Origin of the sequence: Burkholderia sp. Cy-637 (genome assembly GCF_011753175.1) — a bacterium.
Classification (GTDB): Bacteria; Pseudomonadota; Gammaproteobacteria; order Burkholderiales; family Burkholderiaceae; genus Burkholderia; species Burkholderia gladioli.
Genome location: NZ_VWWC01000003.1, coordinates 72,953 through 89,452, shown reverse-complemented (window position 1 = coordinate 89,452; position 16,500 = coordinate 72,953). Strand labels below are relative to the sequence as shown.

At 67.0% G+C, this 16,500-nt stretch carries 17 protein-coding genes; 11 read left to right on the top strand and 6 right to left on the bottom strand.

Annotated features, from left to right (window positions below; genetic code table 11):
• From F3J10_RS02015 to F3J10_RS02000, 4 genes are all read left to right on the top strand, one after another.
• Window positions 1–1,026: an asparaginase gene (locus tag F3J10_RS02015; RefSeq protein WP_240155312.1), complete on the top strand. Its 1,026-nt coding sequence runs from the start codon at window positions 1–3 to the stop codon at window positions 1,024–1,026.
• A gap of 9 nt (window positions 1,027–1,035) precedes the next feature.
• Window positions 1,036–2,196: a transporter substrate-binding domain-containing protein gene (locus tag F3J10_RS02010; protein ID WP_046581029.1), complete on the top strand. Its 1,161-nt coding sequence runs from the start codon at window positions 1,036–1,038 to the stop codon at window positions 2,194–2,196.
• Window positions 2,193–2,813 carry an ANTAR domain-containing protein gene (locus tag F3J10_RS02005; RefSeq protein ID WP_017918254.1) on the top strand — a complete coding sequence of 207 codons (621 nt, stop codon included), beginning with the start codon at window positions 2,193–2,195 and terminating at the stop codon, window positions 2,811–2,813. Before F3J10_RS02010 ends, F3J10_RS02005 begins: the two co-directional genes overlap by 4 nt.
• 118 nt (window positions 2,814–2,931) lie before the next feature.
• Window positions 2,932–3,915, top strand: a complete 984-nt coding sequence (locus F3J10_RS02000) for an aldo/keto reductase (RefSeq protein WP_025101301.1) — start codon at window positions 2,932–2,934, stop codon at window positions 3,913–3,915.
• Between the two features lie 69 nt (window positions 3,916–3,984).
• Here the strand turns inward: F3J10_RS02000 and F3J10_RS01995 are convergent, their stop codons facing one another.
• From F3J10_RS01995 to msuE, 3 genes are read right to left on the bottom strand one after another with little or no spacing between them, the layout of a single operon-like run.
• Complete coding sequence (locus tag F3J10_RS01995) at window positions 3,985–5,013, bottom strand: methionine synthase (RefSeq protein ID WP_166911256.1); 1,029 nt, start codon at window positions 5,011–5,013, stop codon at window positions 3,985–3,987.
• A 28-nt stretch (window positions 5,014–5,041) separates the two neighbouring features.
• The gene (locus F3J10_RS01990; RefSeq protein WP_166911258.1) at window positions 5,042–6,025 is read right to left on the bottom strand and encodes a DUF1852 domain-containing protein; all 984 of its coding nucleotides are present in this window, start codon (window positions 6,023–6,025) and stop codon (window positions 5,042–5,044) included.
• A gap of 52 nt (window positions 6,026–6,077) precedes the next feature.
• Window positions 6,078–6,659, bottom strand: a complete 582-nt coding sequence (msuE, locus tag F3J10_RS01985; protein WP_167240785.1) for an FMN reductase — start codon at window positions 6,657–6,659, stop codon at window positions 6,078–6,080.
• Between the two features lie 149 nt (window positions 6,660–6,808).
• Between msuE and F3J10_RS01980 the strand changes: the two genes are divergently transcribed.
• The 3 genes from F3J10_RS01980 to groL all read left to right on the top strand — a co-directional run bounded on the left by F3J10_RS01980 (window position 6,809) and on the right by groL (window position 9,841).
• The gene (locus F3J10_RS01980) at window positions 6,809–7,717 is read left to right on the top strand and encodes a LysR family transcriptional regulator (RefSeq protein ID WP_036056141.1); all 909 of its coding nucleotides are present in this window, start codon (window positions 6,809–6,811) and stop codon (window positions 7,715–7,717) included.
• A 181-nt stretch (window positions 7,718–7,898) separates the two neighbouring features.
• Window positions 7,899–8,189, top strand: coding sequence for a co-chaperone GroES (locus F3J10_RS01975; protein WP_025101296.1), 291 nt, complete (start codon window positions 7,899–7,901; stop codon window positions 8,187–8,189).
• 17 nt (window positions 8,190–8,206) lie between these two features.
• Window positions 8,207–9,841 carry a chaperonin GroEL gene (gene groL, locus F3J10_RS01970; protein ID WP_167240783.1) on the top strand — a complete coding sequence of 545 codons (1,635 nt, stop codon included), beginning with the start codon at window positions 8,207–8,209 and terminating at the stop codon, window positions 9,839–9,841.
• A gap of 122 nt (window positions 9,842–9,963) precedes the next feature.
• Here the strand turns inward: groL and F3J10_RS01965 are convergent, their stop codons facing one another.
• The 3 genes from F3J10_RS01965 to F3J10_RS01955 form a co-directional block, all read right to left on the bottom strand.
• On the bottom strand, window positions 9,964–11,163 hold the full coding sequence (locus F3J10_RS01965) for an alginate O-acetyltransferase (RefSeq protein ID WP_166911262.1): 1,200 nt from the start codon (window positions 11,161–11,163) through the stop codon (window positions 9,964–9,966).
• 4 nt (window positions 11,164–11,167) lie between these two features.
• Complete coding sequence (locus F3J10_RS01960; protein ID WP_166911264.1) at window positions 11,168–12,589, bottom strand: MBOAT family protein; 1,422 nt, start codon at window positions 12,587–12,589, stop codon at window positions 11,168–11,170.
• Window positions 12,590–12,976: 387 nt separating this feature from the next.
• Complete coding sequence (locus tag F3J10_RS01955) at window positions 12,977–13,528, bottom strand: thioredoxin family protein (RefSeq protein WP_029951289.1); 552 nt, start codon at window positions 13,526–13,528, stop codon at window positions 12,977–12,979.
• Between the two features lie 304 nt (window positions 13,529–13,832).
• Here F3J10_RS01955 and F3J10_RS01950 point away from each other — a divergent pair, with 304 nt between their 5' ends.
• From F3J10_RS01950 to F3J10_RS01935, 4 genes are read left to right on the top strand one after another with little or no spacing between them, the layout of a single operon-like run.
• Window positions 13,833–14,204: a GFA family protein gene (locus tag F3J10_RS01950; RefSeq protein ID WP_025098572.1), complete on the top strand. Its 372-nt coding sequence runs from the start codon at window positions 13,833–13,835 to the stop codon at window positions 14,202–14,204.
• Window positions 14,201–14,365, top strand: a complete 165-nt coding sequence (locus F3J10_RS01945) for a hypothetical protein (RefSeq protein ID WP_166911234.1) — start codon at window positions 14,201–14,203, stop codon at window positions 14,363–14,365. Before F3J10_RS01950 ends, F3J10_RS01945 begins: the two co-directional genes overlap by 4 nt.
• Window positions 14,365–15,111, top strand: a complete 747-nt coding sequence (locus tag F3J10_RS01940) for a response regulator transcription factor (protein WP_017918264.1) — start codon at window positions 14,365–14,367, stop codon at window positions 15,109–15,111. Before F3J10_RS01945 ends, F3J10_RS01940 begins: the two co-directional genes overlap by 1 nt.
• The gene (locus tag F3J10_RS01935) at window positions 15,108–16,436 is read left to right on the top strand and encodes an ATP-binding protein (RefSeq protein ID WP_025098571.1); all 1,329 of its coding nucleotides are present in this window, start codon (window positions 15,108–15,110) and stop codon (window positions 16,434–16,436) included. Before F3J10_RS01940 ends, F3J10_RS01935 begins: the two co-directional genes overlap by 4 nt.
• Window positions 16,437–16,500 lie beyond the last annotated feature (64 nt).

Sequence of the window (16,500 nt, the reverse complement as noted above, 5' to 3'; positions counted from 1 at the left end):
ATGAACCCTTTCAGCGGCACCGCCGACGCGCGGCAACCGCCGGACGCGCTGCCGCTGTGCGCCTGTTTCGCCACCGGCGGCACCATCGCGATGAAGCTCGATCCGGTGACGCGCGCGGCGGTGCCGGCGCTCTCCGGCGAGGACCTGCTGGCGAGCGTGCCGGCCATCGCCCGGGTCGCGCGCCTGGAACTGGCCGAGTTGTTCAAGCTGCCGTCCGACTACATGGAGCCGTCGCGCTGGCTCGCGCTGCACCAGGCGGTATCGGCGGCGCTGGCGCGCGAGGAGATCGCCGGCGCGATCGTCTCGCACGGCACCGACACGCTGGAGGAGACCGCCTGGTTCCTGGACCTGACGATCGCCTCGGCCAAGCCGGTGGTATTGACGGGCGCCCAGCGCAATGCCTCGTTCCCCGATTCCGACGGCCCGCGCAACCTGCTGAACGCGGCGCGCGTGTGCGTGGCGCCCGAGGCGCGCGGGATGGGCACGCTGGTGGTGCTCAACGGCCAGGTCAACGCCGCGCGCGAGGCCACCAAGACCCACACGGCCGACGTAGAATCCTTCAAGTCGGGCGACCACGGCTGGCTCGGCAGCGTCGACGACGATCGCCTCGTGATGTCGCGCGCGCCGCTGCGCCGGCAGCATGTGCCGCTGGTGGCGGCCGAGCTGCCGCGCGTGGAGATCGTGCCGATGTACGCCGGCGCCGACGGCACGCTGCTGCGCGCGGCGGTGGCCGCGGGCGCGGCCGGCATCGTGGTGGCGGCGCTCGGCTTCGGCAACGTCAACCGGGAACTGTTCGTCGCGATCCGCGAGGCGCTGGCCGCCGGCGTGGTGGTGGTGATCGCCACCCAGGTGCCGAACGGGCGGGTTCGCCCCGCCTACGGTTTCGAGGGCGGCGGCGGCACGCTCGCGGCCGCCGGTGCCGTGCTCGCCGACAACCTGGGCGCCCGCAAGGCGAGAATCCTGCTGATGCTGGCCTTGCAGACCCAAAGCTGCCCGGCGGCAATCCAGGCCCTGTACGATCGATAGGACATTCGTATGACTACCAGCCCCGCCTTGTCCGCCGAACCCGGCTGGCGAATCGGCGTCCTGTTCTCGCGCGCGGGCGCCACCTCGGCGACCGAAACCGAGCATTTCTACGGAACCGTGCTCGCGATCGAGGAAATCAATGCGGCCGGCGGCGTGGCGGGCGCGCCGCTCGATCCGGTGGTGCACGACCCGCGCTGCAGCCTCGACGAATACCGGCGCCTGGCCGCCCACATGCTGCAGGAGGACGACGTCACGGTGATCTTCGGCTGCTCGACCTCGTCGAGCCGCAAGGCGGTGCTGCCGGTGATCGAGCGCAACAACGCGCTGCTCTGGTACTGCTCGATCTACGAAGGTTTCGAGTATTCGCCGAACGTCATCTACACCGGCGCGGTGCCGAACCAGAACAACATGCAGCTGGGGGCCTGGCTGCTGCGTCATCACGGGCGGCGTTTTTTTCTGGTTGGCGCCGACTATATCTATCCGCGAGAATCGAACCGGATCATGCGCGACGTGGTCGAGCAGAATGGCGGGGAGATCGTCGAGGAACTGTACCTGCCCAGCGATGCCGACGACGGCGCGCTGGCCGCGGTGGTCGACGAGATCCGCGCGCAGGCGCCCGACGTGGTGGTGTCGACGCTGATCGGCCGCGCGGCCCGCAGCTTCTACACGCTGTACCGGCAGCGCGGGCTCGATCCGCGGCAGGTTCCGATCGCCAGCCTGACCATGACAGAGGGCGAGATCGGCATGATCGGTCCCGAGCTGTGCGCCGGACATATCGTCTCCGCCAGCTACGTGAACACCCTGGAGAATCCGCGCAACCGGCGCTTTCTCGAATCCTGGCGGTCGCGCTTCGGCGACCAGCCGGCCAGCATGTGGTCCGAAATGGCATACAACCAGGTCCAGTTGTTCGCGCGTGCGCTCGAACGCACCCGCAGCCTCGACACGGCGCGTCTGGTCGAGGCGGTGCGCGAGGTCGAATTCGACTCGCCGGAAGGCCTGCTGCGGATCGACCGCGAGAACAATCACGCGATCGTCACGCCGCGCATCGCGGTCTGCCAGCCGGACGGGCGTTTCAAGGTGGTCTGGGAGAGCCGCCGGCCGGTGCGGCCCGATCCCTACCTGACCGCCTATGGCTTCGCGGATTTCTGGCTCGATGGAGAAACGTCATGAGCGCGGGGGCGCGCCGGCTGTTCGACGATCTGCGCACGCTGCGCGTGGTGGTGATCCATCCGCCCGGCGAGGATCGCGGCATCCTCGAGGAGCAACTGCATCGCATCGGCTGCCCGGTGCGGCCGGTCTGGCCGTTTCCGGCGCGGCTGCCGGCCGACGCGGACGTGATCCTGTTCCTGGTCGGGCCGGAATTGCGCAGCGCCGGCAACTGGTGCGCGGCCGATACCGACGCGACGCTGATCGCCTTGTCCGACTACGAGAACCCGACCGCGCTGAAGATGCTGGTCGATACCCAGGCGCATGGCGTCATCACCAAGCCGTATCGATCTTCCGGCATCCTCAGCACGCTGGTGCTGGCGCGCGCATCCTGCGGCTACCAGCAGCGCCTGCACGGCAAGATCGCCAAGCTGGAGGAGGCGATCAAGGCGCGCCGCCAGATCGAGAAGGCGATGCGCATCCTGATGGAGGCCCATCGCCTGAGCGAGAACGACGCCTACGAGCACATGCGCTCGAAGGCGACCAGCCTGCGCGTGACGGTGGGCGACATCGCGACCATGGTGATCGATGCGCACGAGGCGATGGACAAGCTCGGGCTCGGCAAGCTGACGAAATCGTAAGGCGGGTGGGCCGCTTCGAAGCAGGAAGCACGCGGATCGGGGATCATGCCGGACTGGCCGGCGCGACACCTGGGCTCGCCGTCGGCGCCCACCCACGAAACCGATCAGCGAGGTAGCAATGGAATACGTCAAGTTCGGGGCCACCGGCCTCGAGGTCTCGAAACTGGTGCTCGGCTGCATGACCTACGGCGATCCGGCGCGCGGCAACCACGCCTGGACGCTGCCCGAGGACCAGAGCCGCCCGTTGATCCGCCAGGCGATCGAGGCCGGCATCAACTTCTTCGACACCGCGAATACCTATTCGGACGGCAGCTCGGAAGAGATCGTCGGCCGCGCGCTGCGCGAGTACGCGCAACGCGACGAGGTGGTGATCGCCACCAAGGTGTTCAATCGCATGCGGCCCGGCGCGAACGGCGCGGGCCTGTCGCGCAAGGCGATCTTCTCGGAGATCGACCACAGCCTGAAGCGGCTCGGCACCGACTATGTCGATCTCTACCAGATCCATCGCTGGGACCCGGGCACGCCGATCGAGGAAACGCTGGAAGCGCTGCACGACGTGGTGAAGGCGGGCAAGGCGCGTTACATCGGCGCTTCGTCGATGGCGGCCTGGCAGTTCTCCAAGGCGCTCTACACCTCGCGCGAGCACGGCTGGACCGAATTCGTCAGCATGCAGAACCACCTGAACCTGCTGTACCGCGAGGAGGAGCGCGAAATGCTGCCGCTCTGCGCGGACCAGGGCATCGCCGTGATTCCGTGGAGCCCGCTCGCGCGCGGCCGTCTCACGCGCAACTGGGACGAGAGCTCGGAACGCCAGGAAAGCGACAACGTCGGCACGCGGCTCTACCAGGCCACCGCCGACGCGGACAAGGCCGTGGTGGAGGCGGTCGCCAAGGTGGCCGAGGCACGCAAGCTGCCGCGTGCCCAGGTCGCGCTGGCCTGGGTGGCGCAGAAGAGCACGGTGACGGCGCCGATCGTGGGCATCTCGAAGCCGCATCATCTGAGCGACGCGGTGGCCGCGCTCGAGCTGAAGCTGAGCGAGGAGGAGATTGCCACGCTGGAGGCGCCTTATGTGCCGCACCGGGTGGCGGGCTTCACGGCCTGAGGAGGAGGGCGGCTCCCGGGCGAGCGCTTCGCTGGCCGCTCGGGAGCCGGAGGCGACGTCAGCGCGAGATCAGGCCGACAGTTCTCTGCGGACGATTTCCGCGCCTGCGCTGAGCGCGTTCAGCTTGCCTCTCGCCACCTGGCGAGACAAGGGTGCCATGCCGCAGTTGGTGCAGGGATAGAGCTTGTCGGCATCCACGAAGCGCAGCGCCTTGCGCAGGGTGTCGGCGACTTCCTCCGGCGTCTCGATGGTGTCGCTTGCCACGTCGATGGCGCCCACCATCACTTTCTTGCCGCGAACCAGCTCGATCAGGTCGATCGGGACATGGGAGTTGTGGCATTCCAGCGAGATCATGTCGATGCTGGATTGCTGCAGCTTCGGGAACGACTCCTCGTATTGGCGCCATTCCGATCCCAGCGTCTTCTTCCAGTCGGTATTGGCCTTGATGCCGTAGCCGTAGCAGATATGCACGGCGGTTTCGCACTTGAGCCCTTCGATCGCCCGCTCCAGGGTGGCCACGCCCCAATCGTTCACCTCGTCGAAGAACACGTTGAAGGCAGGCTCGTCGAACTGGATGATGTCGACGCCGGCAGCCTCCAGTTCCTTCGCTTCCTGGTTGAGGATCTTGGCGAATTCCCAGGCCAGCTTTTCCCGGCTCTTGTAGTGGGCGTCATACAGCGTATCGATCATCGTCATCGGGCCGGGCAGGGCCCACTTGATGGGCTGCTTGGTTTGATGACGCAGGAACCTGGCGTCTTCCACGAATACCGGCTTCTGGCGACTCACCTCGCCGACCACGGTCGGCACGCTCGCGTCGTAGCGATCGCGAATCCTGACCGTCTCGCGCTTTTCGAAATCGACGCCGCTGAGGTGCTCGATGAAGGTGGTGACGAAATGCTGGCGCGTCTGCTCCCCGTCGCTGACGATATCGATGCCCGCGTGCTGTTGCTCCTGCAACGACAAACGCAGGGCATCATGCTTGCCCTCGGTCAATTCCTCGTCTTGCAGTTTCCAGGGCGACCAGAGCTTTTCAGGTTGCGCGAGCCAGGACGGCTTGGGCAGGCTGCCGGCAGTGGAAGTCGGGAGTAGTTTTTTCATATCGAATGATTCCGCGAAGCTTGGTTGATCAGAGAGCGCAGCTGGAAGCCCATTGCTCGAGAATGTGCTTGTACGGCTTGATGAAGTGTTCTTCCGTGAATTTCCCCTGCTTGACGGCCAATTGGCTACGTTCTTCCCGGTCGTAGACAATCCGGGTCAGTGAATAATCGCGATGCTTCAGGCTGGGCTGATAACACTTCCCCGCCGCGGAATTGGCGTTGTAGATTTCCGGGCGATAGATTTTCTGGAATGTTTCCATCGCGCTGATGGTGCCGATCAGCTCGAGATTGGTGTAATCCTCCAGCAGGTCGCCGAGAAAATAAAAGGCCAGCGGCGCAACGCTGTTCGGCGGCATGAAGTAGCGAACCTGCAGGCCCATCTTCCCGAAATACTGGTCGGTCGACGAGAGTTCGCTTTGGCGATACTCGACGCCCAGGATCGGGTGCTGATTCTCGGTTCGGTGATAGGTCTTGCTGGTCGAGGCGCTGATGCAGATCACCGGCGGCTTGCCGGAGATTTCCCGGTAAGCGCTCGAGTTCAGGAAGTGCTTGAACAGCTTGCCATGCAGATCGCCGAAATCGTCCGGGATGCCGAATTCGGATTTGTCGTGGTTGTGCTCGGGCAGCAGCACGCTGAAGTCGTAATCGCGCACATAGGACGAGAAATTGTTCCCGGCGATCCCCTCGATGCGCTTGCCGTTCTTCTTGTCGATGATCTTCGTCTTCAGGATCTCGATCAGCGGAAACGCATCGATGCTGCGCCCGGCATCGATCTTCATCTCGACGGAAATGATTTCTAGATCGACGGAGTAGCGATCTCCCTTCGGGTTGTCCCAATGCGCGAGGTCATTGAATCGACTGTCGATCATCTTCAGGGTATTGCGCAGGTTCTCCTGGCGGCTCGTTCCGCGGGCCAGATTGGCGAAATTGGTGGTGATGCGCGTATTGTCCGATGGGTGATAGTTTTCATCGAAACAAATACTCTTGATTTCAAATGTGAAATTGTTTTCCATGATGATCCGGCGAATGGATTGTCGAAAGGAAGGCTGAATCTATTGGGCTGCTTCAGGCCGCGACGACTTCCTCGGCGGTGGCGGCTCTCGCGTAGCGGCTCAATTCGACCAGGGGCAAGGCCCGTTGCACCGCCAATCCGGCGCGCTCGATCAGGGCGCCGTCTTGCAGGCGGTAGTCGACGAAATCCTTGTCGGTCGCATAGACGCCCAACGGCAAGGTGCGCGCCTGGAAGAAGCTGAACAGTGGCCGCAACTGGTGGTCGATCATCAGGGCGTGGCGCTCGCTGCCGCCGGTGGCTGCCAGCAGGACGGGCTTGTCGATCAGGGCATCCTGGTGAATGAAGTCGAAGAAGTGCTTGAACAGCCCCGTGTAGGCGCCGCGATAGACGGGGGTCGCCACCACCAGCACGTCGGCTTGCTCGACCGCCGCGAGTTCCCGCTCCACCGCGTCGGGCAGTTGGGAGCGCCAGGTCGCGCCGGCGAGCTGCGGCGCGAGCTGTCCCAGCTCGACCAGGCGCGGCTCGCACGAGACTTCATCGGCGATCAGGTCCAGCAGGTGGGTGGCCAGCGCTGCTGTCTTGGACGGGCGTTGCAGTCCGCCGGAAACCGCTACTACACGGAGTGGACGTGTCATGTTGGTTTTCAGATGGATGGAGGTGCGCGGCGCGGTGAAGCCAGGCCGCTTCGAAAAATACATACGAACAATGGAAGCCGATGCTAACGACGGGGACCAATGAAGTAAAATGGTTTTATTTCACGAATCCATGAAAGTGGTTCATACATATGCTTGAGCGCATCCATCTGAGCATCGTCCAGCAGGTCGAGAAGCAAGGGTCCTTGACGGCCGCCGCGGGCGTGCTGAACCTGACCCAATCGGCCCTGAGCCACAGCATGAAGAAGCTGGAGCAGCAACTGGGCACGGACATCTGGCTGCGCGAAGGGCGCAGCCTGCGCCTGACGCAGGCCGGCCAGTACCTGCTGGCGGTGGCGAACCGGGTGCTGCCGCAACTGGACCTTGCCGAGGAACGGCTGGGCCAGTTCGCGCTGGGCGAGCGCGGCGCGCTGCGCATCGGCATGGAATGCCATCCTTGCTACCAGTGGCTGCTCAAGGTGGTGTCGCCGTATCTGGCGGCATGGCCCGACGTGGACGTGGACGTGAAGCAGAAATTCCAGTTCGGCGGGATCGGCGCGCTGTTCGGTTACGAGATCGACCTGCTGGTCACGCCCGATCCGCTGTTCAAGCCGGGGCTGAAGTTCGAGCCGGTGTTCGACTACGAGCAGGTGCTCGTGGTGGCCAAGGGCCATGCGCTGGCCTCCGCGACCTACGTGAAGCCGCAGCAGTTGACCCCGGAAGTGCTGATCAGCTACCCCGTGGACATCGAGCGCCTGGACATCTACAACCAGTTCCTGCTGCCGGCCGGCGTGACGCCCCGGCGCCACAAGGCCATCGAGACCACCGACATCATGCTGCAGATGGTGGCCAGCGGCCGCGGCGTGGCCGCATTGCCGCGCTGGCTGGTCGAGGAATACGCGGCCAGGATGGAGGTGGTGCCGGTGCGGCTGGGCGCGCGCGGCATCGCCAAGCAGATCTTCCTGGGCGCGCGCGAGACGGACACCGCCATCGACTACGTGCGGGCCTTCATCGAACTGGCTCGCGAGCCCCGGGCGGTCTCGACGCTGGCGAGGGATTGAGGCCGGCGCGCCCGCCTCGCCGGATATCGCGCGCCGCCATATCCTTTCCATCCCCGCCTCATAACCTTCCGCGTATCCGTTATTGGATCGGCGCCGGGCCGGTTTTTATACTGGCCTCTGTCAGCACTCGCCCGATGCGAGTGCCAGATACCACGCCAACCATTACCAGAGGAACGCCCCGATGAGCCTTCGTCCGCTGCACGATCGCGTGATCGTCAAACGACTCGACCAGGAAACCAAGACGGCCTCCGGCATCGTGCTGCCCGACAGCGCGGCCGAGAAGCCCGACCAGGGCGAAGTGATCGCCGTCGGCCCCGGCCGGCGCGACAACGACGGCAAGCGGATCGAGCCCGACCTGCAGGTCGGCGACCGCGTGCTGTTCGGCAAGTACGCCGGCCAGACCGTCAAGGTCGACAACGCCGAACTACTGGTACTGCGCGAGGAAGATGTCGTCGCGGTCGTCAACGTCTGAACCTGAGAGAGTCCAACATGGCTGCAAAAGATATCGTTTTCGGCGACGTCAACCGCGCGAAGCTGATCGAAGGCGTCAACATCCTGGCCGACGCGGTGAAGGTCACGCTGGGCCCGAAGGGCCGCAACGTGGTGCTGGAGCGCAGCTTCGGCTCGCCGATCGTGACCAAGGACGGCGTATCGGTCGCCAAGGAGATCGAGCTGGCCGACAAGCTGCAGAACATCGGCGCGCAACTGGTCAAGGAAGTGGCCTCGAAGACCAGCGACACGGCCGGCGACGGCACCACCACGGCCACCGTGCTGGCCCAGGCGATCGTGCGCGAAGGGCAGAAATACGTGGCGGCGGGCCTCAATCCGCTGGACCTGAAGCGCGGCATCGACAAGGCGGTGGTGGCGGCGATCGAGGAACTGAAGAAGATCAGCAAGCCGACCACCACCAGCAAGGAGATCGCCCAGGTCGCGACGATCTCGGCCAACGGCGAGGAGTCGATCGGCCAGCGCATCGCCGAGGCGATCGACCGCGTCGGCAAGGAAGGCGTGATCACCGTCGAGGACGGCAAGTCGCTGGCCGACGAGCTCGACGTGGTGGAGGGCCTGCAATTCGACCGCGGTTATCTCTCGCCGTACTTCGTCAACAACCCCGATCGCCAGGTCGCGGTGCTCGACAGCCCCTACGTGCTGCTGCACGACAAGAAGGTGTCGAACATCCGCGACCTGCTGCCGGTGCTCGAGCAGGTGGCCAAGGCCGGCCGCCCGCTGCTGATCATCGCCGAGGACGTCGAGGGCGAGGCACTGGCCACCCTGGTGGTCAACAACATCCGCGGCATCCTCAAGACGGTCGCGGTCAAGGCGCCCGGCTTCGGCGATCGCCGCAAGGCGCTGCTGGAGGACATCGCGATCCTGACGGGCGGCCAGGTGATCGCCGAGGAAACCGGCCTCACGCTGGAGAAGGCGACGCTGGCCGAGCTGGGCCAGGCCAAGCGCATCGAGGTGGGCAAGGAAAACACCACGGTGATCGACGGCGCCGGCGACAAGGCCTCGATCGAGGCGCGCGTCAAGCAGATCCGCGTGCAGATCGAGGATGCGAGCTCCGACTACGACCGCGAGAAGCTGCAGGAGCGAGTCGCCAAGCTGGCGGGCGGCGTGGCGGTGATCAAGGTGGGCGGCGCGACCGAGATCGAGGTCAAGGAGAAGAAGGATCGCGTCGACGATGCGCTGCACGCCACGCGCGCGGCCGTCGAGGAAGGCATCGTGCCGGGCGGCGGCGTGGCCCTGATCCGCGTGAAGCAGGCGATTCGCGAAGTGCGCGGCGCGAACCCGGACCAGGATGCCGGCGTGAAGATCGTGCTGCGCGCGCTCGAGGAGCCGCTGCGGCAGATCGTGAGCAATGCCGGCGAGGAAGCCAGCGTGGTGGTGGCCAAGGTGGCCGAGGGCAGCGGCAATTTCGGCTACAACGCGGCGAGCGGCGAATATGGCGACCTGGTGGAATCGGGCGTGCTCGATCCGACCAAGGTGACGCGCACCGCGCTGCAGAACGCGGCATCGGTGGCGGGCCTGCTGCTGACCACCGACGCCACCGTGCACGAGCAGCCGAAGCCGGCCGCGGCCGGGGCACCGGCGGGCGCGCCGGGCAGCCCGGACCTGGGCTTCTGATGGAGGTTGGCGCGCAAGGGCGCCGACCAGGACGCTAGTCGGCCCGGTGGACTGCTTGCAAGGCACCAGGCCCGGCGATTGCCGGGCCTGGTGTTTTTCAAGCATCTGGCGCCGCCGGCTTGTCAGGGCCGGCAGGCCTGGTCGAGATTGACGGGCGCGTCGAGCAGATGGGGCAGGCTGCGTTCGACGATTTCCAGCACCACGGCCCTGGGCTGCGCCCGGCGGACCAGCGCGCCGTCGACGCGGGTTCCGCGTTGCGTATAGAGCCGATGGACGTCCTCGCCGAGGAAGGGAATCAGTTCGCCTGCGAACGAATCGCGATACAGCAGCAGGCTGCCCGCGGCGCCCGGGTTCTCGATGACGTTGTGGGCATCGACCGGGTCCGTCGGCCAGCCGGGCACCGTCACGCCATGCGCCTGGCGCGGCACGCGCGGCGTGAGCGACACGATGTAGTCGAGGAAGTAGCCCGGCAGGTCGAGCAGGTTCACCGCGATGTCGCCGCCCTCGAAGCGCTTCCGGCTGATCGCGTAGGCCTGGCGCTCGGCGCGCGGCGCGGCGGACAGCACGCCGTCGTGCACCAGGCGCGAGGCGATGGCCTGGTAGCCGATGAAGGCGCCCAGGGTGTTCCAGTGGCTGTCGGTGCGCTTGTACAGGTCGTATTGCTCGGACGAGCGGGCGGCTTCGAGCGGCGCGCGCAGGTCGATGAAGGCCAGCTTCGGCGCCGCCCGGCCAAGCTCGGTGGCGAACTGGTCGGCCTGGGTGATCGTGCCGGCCGGCGGCGGCGATTGCAGCTTGTCGGCATAGACGGTCTGCTTGTCGGGCGCCAGCACCACGTAGAAGCCGATGCCGCAGGCGGCGAGATGCGTGCGCACGGCATCCAGGTTGCCGCTGATGGTTCGCAGGTCGGAGGCGGAGAAGGGCGCCTTTCCGTACAGCGAGGCGAAGTGCGGCTGGCCCGGCGTGTAGTACTCGTCGTAGAACAGCCAGCCGTCGCGGCCGATCACGACGTTCGGGTTGCTGGGCGTGCCGGTGCGCGCCATCTGCAGGCGCGATCCGTAATGCAGCAGCGCGTCGCGCATGCCGTAGCGGTCGCTGAACCAGCGCTCGAAGTTCTGGAACCAGAACAGCGAATAGGACGGGAAGGGCTCCAGCCGACGATTTTCCTGCGCGGCCGGCACGAAGCCGGGGCGGCCGAACCACAGGATCGGCAGCGCCAGGATGGCGAAGAAGACGATGGCCACGGCCGCGCGGTTCAAGCCGCGGGCCAGCGAGCTGCCGGGGCGGTTGGAGGCGGCCTGGGGATCGGAGTGCTGCGTGCTCATGCCGTCAGAAGCGGAAATAGATGAAGGGGTTGTACTGGCCGAGCGCGATCGACATGGCGCTCAGGATCAGCGCGGGCGCGACCAGCGCGGCGCGCAGCCAGCCGTCGAGCGACAGCGCGGCGAGGCGCGCCCACATCGGCTGGAGGCGGCGCTGCAGGAGCGGATACGCGCCGAGCGCGAGCAGCACCGCCACCACCAGCAGCACCAGCGTCTGCGTCGACCACAGCGATGCCAGCGTCACGCCCTGCTGCGCGGCGGGCCAATGGCCGACCAGGGCCAGCAGGTAATGCGTCGCCTGGGGCAGGGATTCGGTGCGGAAGAATACCCAGGCGAGCATCACCACCAGCATCGCATAGAGCTGGGCGAGCGGCCTCGGCACCGGCAGCCCGGCGTTGCGCCCGAAGCGCTCCAGCATCAGGAAGAAACCGTGCAGCGCGCCCCACACCACGAAATTCCAGCTCGCGCCGTGCCAGATCCCCGTCAGCAGGAACACGATCCACAGGTTCAGCAGCGTGCGGCCCTCGCCGCGGCGGTTGCCGCCGAGCGGGATGTAGACGTAGTCGCGGAACCAGGTCGACAGCGAGATGTGCCAGCGCCGCCAGAAATCCTGGATCGAGCGCGCGCTGTAGGGATAGTTGAAGTTCTCCGGGAAGCGGAAGCCGAACAGGCGGCCCAGGCCGATCGCCATGTCGCTGTAGCCGGAGAAGTCGAAGTAGATCTGCAGCGTGTAGCACAGCAGGCAGAACCAGGCCGCCGCCGCGCCGAGCTGGTCGGCCGGCGCGTTGAAGCCGGTATCGGCGATCAGGCCGAGCTGGTTGGCGATCAGCACCTTCTTGGCCAGCCCCATGGTGAAGCGCAGGATGCCGGCGGTGATGTCGTCGAGCGTGCTGTCGCGGCGCGCCAGCTGCGTGTGGATGTCCTTGTAGCGGATGATCGGGCCGGCCACCAGTTGCGGGAACAACATGATGTAGAGGCTGTAGTCGACGATGTTGCGATTCGGCGTGGCATTGCGCCGGTAGATGTCGACTAGGTAGGAGATCGCGTGGAAGGTGTAGAACGAGATGCCGATCGGCAGCGCGACGGCCTTGATCGAGATCGCCGACAGGCCCGCCGGCACCAGCAGCGCGTTGAGGTTGTCGACCGCGAAATTGGCGTACTTGAAGATGCCGAGCAGCAGCAGGTTGAGGGCCACCAGGCCGCCCAGCACGCGCCGGCGTGCCCGGGTCCGGTCCAGCAGCCGGGCGCCCCAGAAGTTCATGGCGACCGAGCCCAGCATCAGGATCACGAAACGCGGTTCGCCCCAGGCGTAGAACACGATGCTGGCCAGCGCCAGCAGGGCATTGCGAAATCGGGCGGGGGCCAGGTAGTAGGCGACGAAGGTCACCGGCAGGAACAGGCCCAGGAACACGATGCTGCTGAATACCACGAGATCCCCTCGTCGATGTTGTGATGATGCGTGGCCATGGCGGCGTGCCGGCCGTGAAGGGGCGGCGCGCCGGGCAGGCGAATGCGTGCGGGAAGCTTGGGGCCGGAAGGCACGTCGGCGGCGTGGCGCGACGTACCGCGGCGTGGCGGCCGGCGGGCGCGTGAGGCGCTGCCAGGCGGCGTGGCCCGCGCGCGGCTTGGTCAGTTCCGCGCGGAGGCCCGCCCGGGGCGCGTCGCCCCGGCCGTTCCCGCGGGCGACATTGTAGGCGGCAACGGGATTTGTCGATACCCGCGGGCGGCGGGCATCTTTGCGCGACCCGGGCGACCGGGCAGAGAATCGGGCTGCGCGCCCCCGGCGGCACAGCCGGGAAGCCGTGCCGGCCGGGGCTCAGCCCGGCTGGGCGAGCAGCCGGGCGATCTCGGCGTCGGTCTGCTCGTAGTCGCCCTCGCCGAAGTGCCGGTAGACGATCCTGCCGGTCTTGTCGATCAGGTAGACGGCAGGCCAATACTGGTTGTCGTAGGCGCGCCAGGTGGCGTAGTCGTTGTCCTGCGCGACCGGGTAGGTCAGGCCGAAGCGCTTGATCGCGTCGCGCACGTTCGAGGTGCTGTGCTCGAACGGGTATTCGGGCGTGTGCACGCCCACAACGGTCAGGCCTTGCGACTTGTATTTGTCGTACCAGCCCTGGACGTGGGGCAGCGTGTGGATGCAGTTGATGCAGGTATAGGTCCAGAAATCGACCAGCACCACCTTGCCGCGCAGCTTGTCGAGCGATTGCGGCGGGCCGTTCAGCCACTGGTTGATGCCGGTGAATTCGGGCGCGGTGGTCGGGGCGCTCGCCTGGGCGGCGCCGGCGATGCCGGGCGGCTGGGTGGCGGCGATCACGGCGGCGCAGGCGGCAATGGTGCCGGCGGCGGCAAACAGACGATAGAGCGGGCGCATGGTGGAGTTTCCATCGGTTTCGGTTGAGGGCCGCCGGCAGCGCGGTGGGCGCCGCCGGCGTGCCGTCGGTCGGCGGGGCGGGATCGGCGTTGCGGGGCGCGCGAGGTGCGCCGGCAGGGCCGATCCGCCGGGCCGACCGGCGATGGAGGTATTGGAGCCCGCGCCCGTATCGCGGATGTTTCGGGCCGCCCGTGGGTGTGCAATGTTGTGTATCGACGGCGAATTCAGATACATTGCGACACAAATCAGGGACTGCAATCGGCTATAAAACCGTCATTCCATGATGACCACGGAGGGGCGCACGATGAACGCCGAGTCTTTTCAAGGTTCCTGCCATTGCGGGGCCGTCCGTTTCGAGGTACGCACGCCGCTCATGCCCGCCGCGCGCTGCAACTGCAGCCTGTGCCGCCGCAAGGGCGCGCTGATGACGCCGGCCTTCGCCCGCGAGGACCTGACGATCCTGGCCGGCGAGGACGCGCTGACCGAATACCAGTTCAATACCCGCGTCGCGAAGCATTTCTTCTGCCGCCATTGCGGGATCTATCCGTTTCACCAGACTCGCCTCGACCCGCTGCGCTGGCGCGTGAACATCGGCTGCCTCGACGGCGTCGATCCCTACGCGCTGGAGGCGGCGGTGGCCAACGGCGCGAGCCTGTCCGTCGTGGAGGACGCATGAAGCCCGAATCGAAGCCGCGCCGCGGCCCGCTGCAGCGCCTGCTGGCGATCGTCGCCTTCCTGGCGGGCGGCGTGGCCAGCGAGCTGAGCCATCCCTTCGCCTGTACCACGGTGCCCTCGCGCGGCCCGTCGGCGGTGCGCCGCCGCGAGGAGCGTGCCTGATGAACAGCGAGCGTCCGGACCACGTGCTGATCGTCGACGACGATCGCGGCATCCGCGAACTGGTGGGCCAGTACCTGGAGAAGAACGGCATTCGCGTCTCGTTGGCCGCCAATGGCCGCGAGATGCGCGCCACGCTGGAATACGGCGCGCCGGACCTGATCGTGCTCGACGTGATGATGCCCGGCGACGACGGCCTGGTGCTGTGCCGCGAGCTGCGTGCCGGCAAGTTCCGCTCGGTGCCGGTGGTGATGCTGACCGCGCGCGACGAGGAAACCGATCGCATCGTCGGCCTCGAGATGGGCGCCGACGACTACCTGACCAAGCCCTTCGCGGTGCGCGAGCTGTATGCGCGGATCCGCGCCGTGCTGCGCCGCGCGCGCATGCTGCCGCCCGGCATGCAGGTGACCGAGGCCGCGCAATGGCTGGCCTTCGGCGATTGGCGGCTCGATACCACCGGGCGCCACCTGCTCGACGAGGACGGCACCATGGTGGCGCTAAGCGGCGCCGAATACCGGTTGCTGCGCGTGTTCGTCGATCATCCGCAGCGCGTGCTGACGCGCGACCAGTTGCTGAACCTGACGCAAGGGCGCCAGGCCGATCCGTTCGACCGCTCGATCGACCTGCTGGTCAGCCGGCTGCGCCAGCGGTTGCGCGACACCGCGCGCGAGCCGCGCTACATCAAGACGCTGCGCAGCGAGGGCTATGTGTTCTCGGCGGCGGTTACCGTGATCGACGAGCCCACATGAGCGACAAGTCTCTCGCGCACTGGCCGCGCTCGCTGTTCGCGCGCCTGGCCTTGATCCTGTGCGTGGGCCTGGCGGCCGCGCAGATGCTGTCGTTCTGGCTGACGCTGACCGAGCGCGACCAGGCCACCACCACGCTGATGATGGGCTACATCGAGCGCGAGGTGGTGGCCTCCGTCGCGCTGCTCGACCACCTGCCGCCGAACGAGCGCGAGGCCTGGCTGCCCAAGCTGGCGCGTCGCAGCTACCGCTTCGAGCTGGGGCCGGGGCAGCCGGGCGGGCCGGTCGACGCGGAGCTGTCGGCTCGCGTCGAACGCTCGATCACCGACGGCATCGGCCGCGCCTACCCGGTCACGGCCAACGCGATTCCCGGCGACGCCGAGCATCTGCAGGTGCACCTGAAGCTGTCCGACGGCTCGCCGCTGACGATCGACCTGCATCCGATGTCGAGCGTGCCGCTGTCGGGCTGGCTGCCGGCGGTGCTGGTGGTGCAACTGGCCCTGCTGGCGTTCTGCTGCTGGCTGGCGGTGCGCCTCGCCACGCGGCCGCTGCACGACCTGGCGCGCGCGGCCGATGCGCTCGGGCCGGACCTGAAGGGCGAGCGGCTGCCCGAGACGGGGCCTTCCGAGGTGGCGCGCGCGGCGCGGGCCTTCAATGCCATGCAGGACCGGATCGCCACCTACACGGCCGAGCGCATGCAGATCCTGGCCGCGATCTCGCACGACCTGCAGACGCCGATCACGCGCATGCGCCTGCGCGTCGACGTGATGGACGACGACGCGCAGGCCGCCAAGCTGCGCCAGGACCTGACCGAGATGGGGCAATTGGTGAAGGAGGGCGTGGCCTACGCGCGAACCGTGCACAGCACCTCCGAGGCACCGTGCCGGATCGATCTCGACGCGATGCTCGACAGCATCGTCTGCGACTACATCGACGCCGAGCAGAACGTGACCTTCGCCAGGCGCGTCGACATCGCCGTGACGGCGCGGCCGCAGGCGCTGCGGCGCGTGGTCGGCAACCTGGTCGACAACGCGCTGAAGTTCAGCGGCGCGGCCGAGCTGGAGGTGACGCTCACCCCCGAAGGAGATGCCGAGGTGGCCGTGCTCGATCGCGGGCCGGGAATTCCCGAGGAATCGCTGGAGGCGGTGTTCGAGCCCTTCGTGCGGATCGAGACCTCGCGCAATCGGGGCACCGGCGGCACGGGGCTGGGGCTGGCGATCGCGCGGCAACTGACGCAGGCGATGGACTCCACGCTCGTGCTGCGCAATCGTGCCGGCGGCGGGCTGGAGGCGAGGTTGACGCTGAAGGTGCCGGGGGGGAGGAAGTAGGGGCGACGACAGGCTTGCCAGCCTGCACGATTTTTCCACTTGCGCTAGGTTAACAGCCCGATGA

Bases quoted from the DNA above. Each gene is read 5' to 3' on its own strand.
- F3J10_RS01940 (WP_017918264.1), top strand. From the start codon at position 14,365: ATGAACAGCGAGCGTCCGGACCACGTGCTGATCGTCGACGACGATCGC.
- msuE (WP_167240785.1), bottom strand. From the start codon at position 6,659: ATGACACGTCCACTCCGTGTAGTAGCGGTTTCCGGCGGACTGCAACGC.
- F3J10_RS01975 (WP_025101296.1), top strand. From the start codon at position 7,899: ATGAGCCTTCGTCCGCTGCACGATCGCGTGATCGTCAAACGACTCGAC.
- F3J10_RS01995 (WP_166911256.1), bottom strand. From the start codon at position 5,013: ATGAAAAAACTACTCCCGACTTCCACTGCCGGCAGCCTGCCCAAGCCG.
- F3J10_RS02010 (WP_046581029.1), top strand. From the start codon at position 1,036: ATGACTACCAGCCCCGCCTTGTCCGCCGAACCCGGCTGGCGAATCGGC.
- F3J10_RS01950 (WP_025098572.1), top strand. From the start codon at position 13,833: ATGAACGCCGAGTCTTTTCAAGGTTCCTGCCATTGCGGGGCCGTCCGT.
- F3J10_RS01955 (WP_029951289.1), bottom strand. From the start codon at position 13,528: ATGCGCCCGCTCTATCGTCTGTTTGCCGCCGCCGGCACCATTGCCGCC.
- F3J10_RS01945 (WP_166911234.1), top strand. From the start codon at position 14,201: ATGAAGCCCGAATCGAAGCCGCGCCGCGGCCCGCTGCAGCGCCTGCTG.
- F3J10_RS02015 (WP_240155312.1), top strand. From the start codon at position 1: ATGAACCCTTTCAGCGGCACCGCCGACGCGCGGCAACCGCCGGACGCG.
- groL (WP_167240783.1), top strand. From the start codon at position 8,207: ATGGCTGCAAAAGATATCGTTTTCGGCGACGTCAACCGCGCGAAGCTG.
- F3J10_RS01965 (WP_166911262.1), bottom strand. From the start codon at position 11,163: ATGAGCACGCAGCACTCCGATCCCCAGGCCGCCTCCAACCGCCCCGGC.
- F3J10_RS01935 (WP_025098571.1), top strand. From the start codon at position 15,108: ATGAGCGACAAGTCTCTCGCGCACTGGCCGCGCTCGCTGTTCGCGCGC.
- F3J10_RS02000 (WP_025101301.1), top strand. From the start codon at position 2,932: ATGGAATACGTCAAGTTCGGGGCCACCGGCCTCGAGGTCTCGAAACTG.
- F3J10_RS01990 (WP_166911258.1), bottom strand. From the start codon at position 6,025: ATGGAAAACAATTTCACATTTGAAATCAAGAGTATTTGTTTCGATGAA.
- F3J10_RS01980 (WP_036056141.1), top strand. From the start codon at position 6,809: ATGCTTGAGCGCATCCATCTGAGCATCGTCCAGCAGGTCGAGAAGCAA.
- F3J10_RS02005 (WP_017918254.1), top strand. From the start codon at position 2,193: ATGAGCGCGGGGGCGCGCCGGCTGTTCGACGATCTGCGCACGCTGCGC.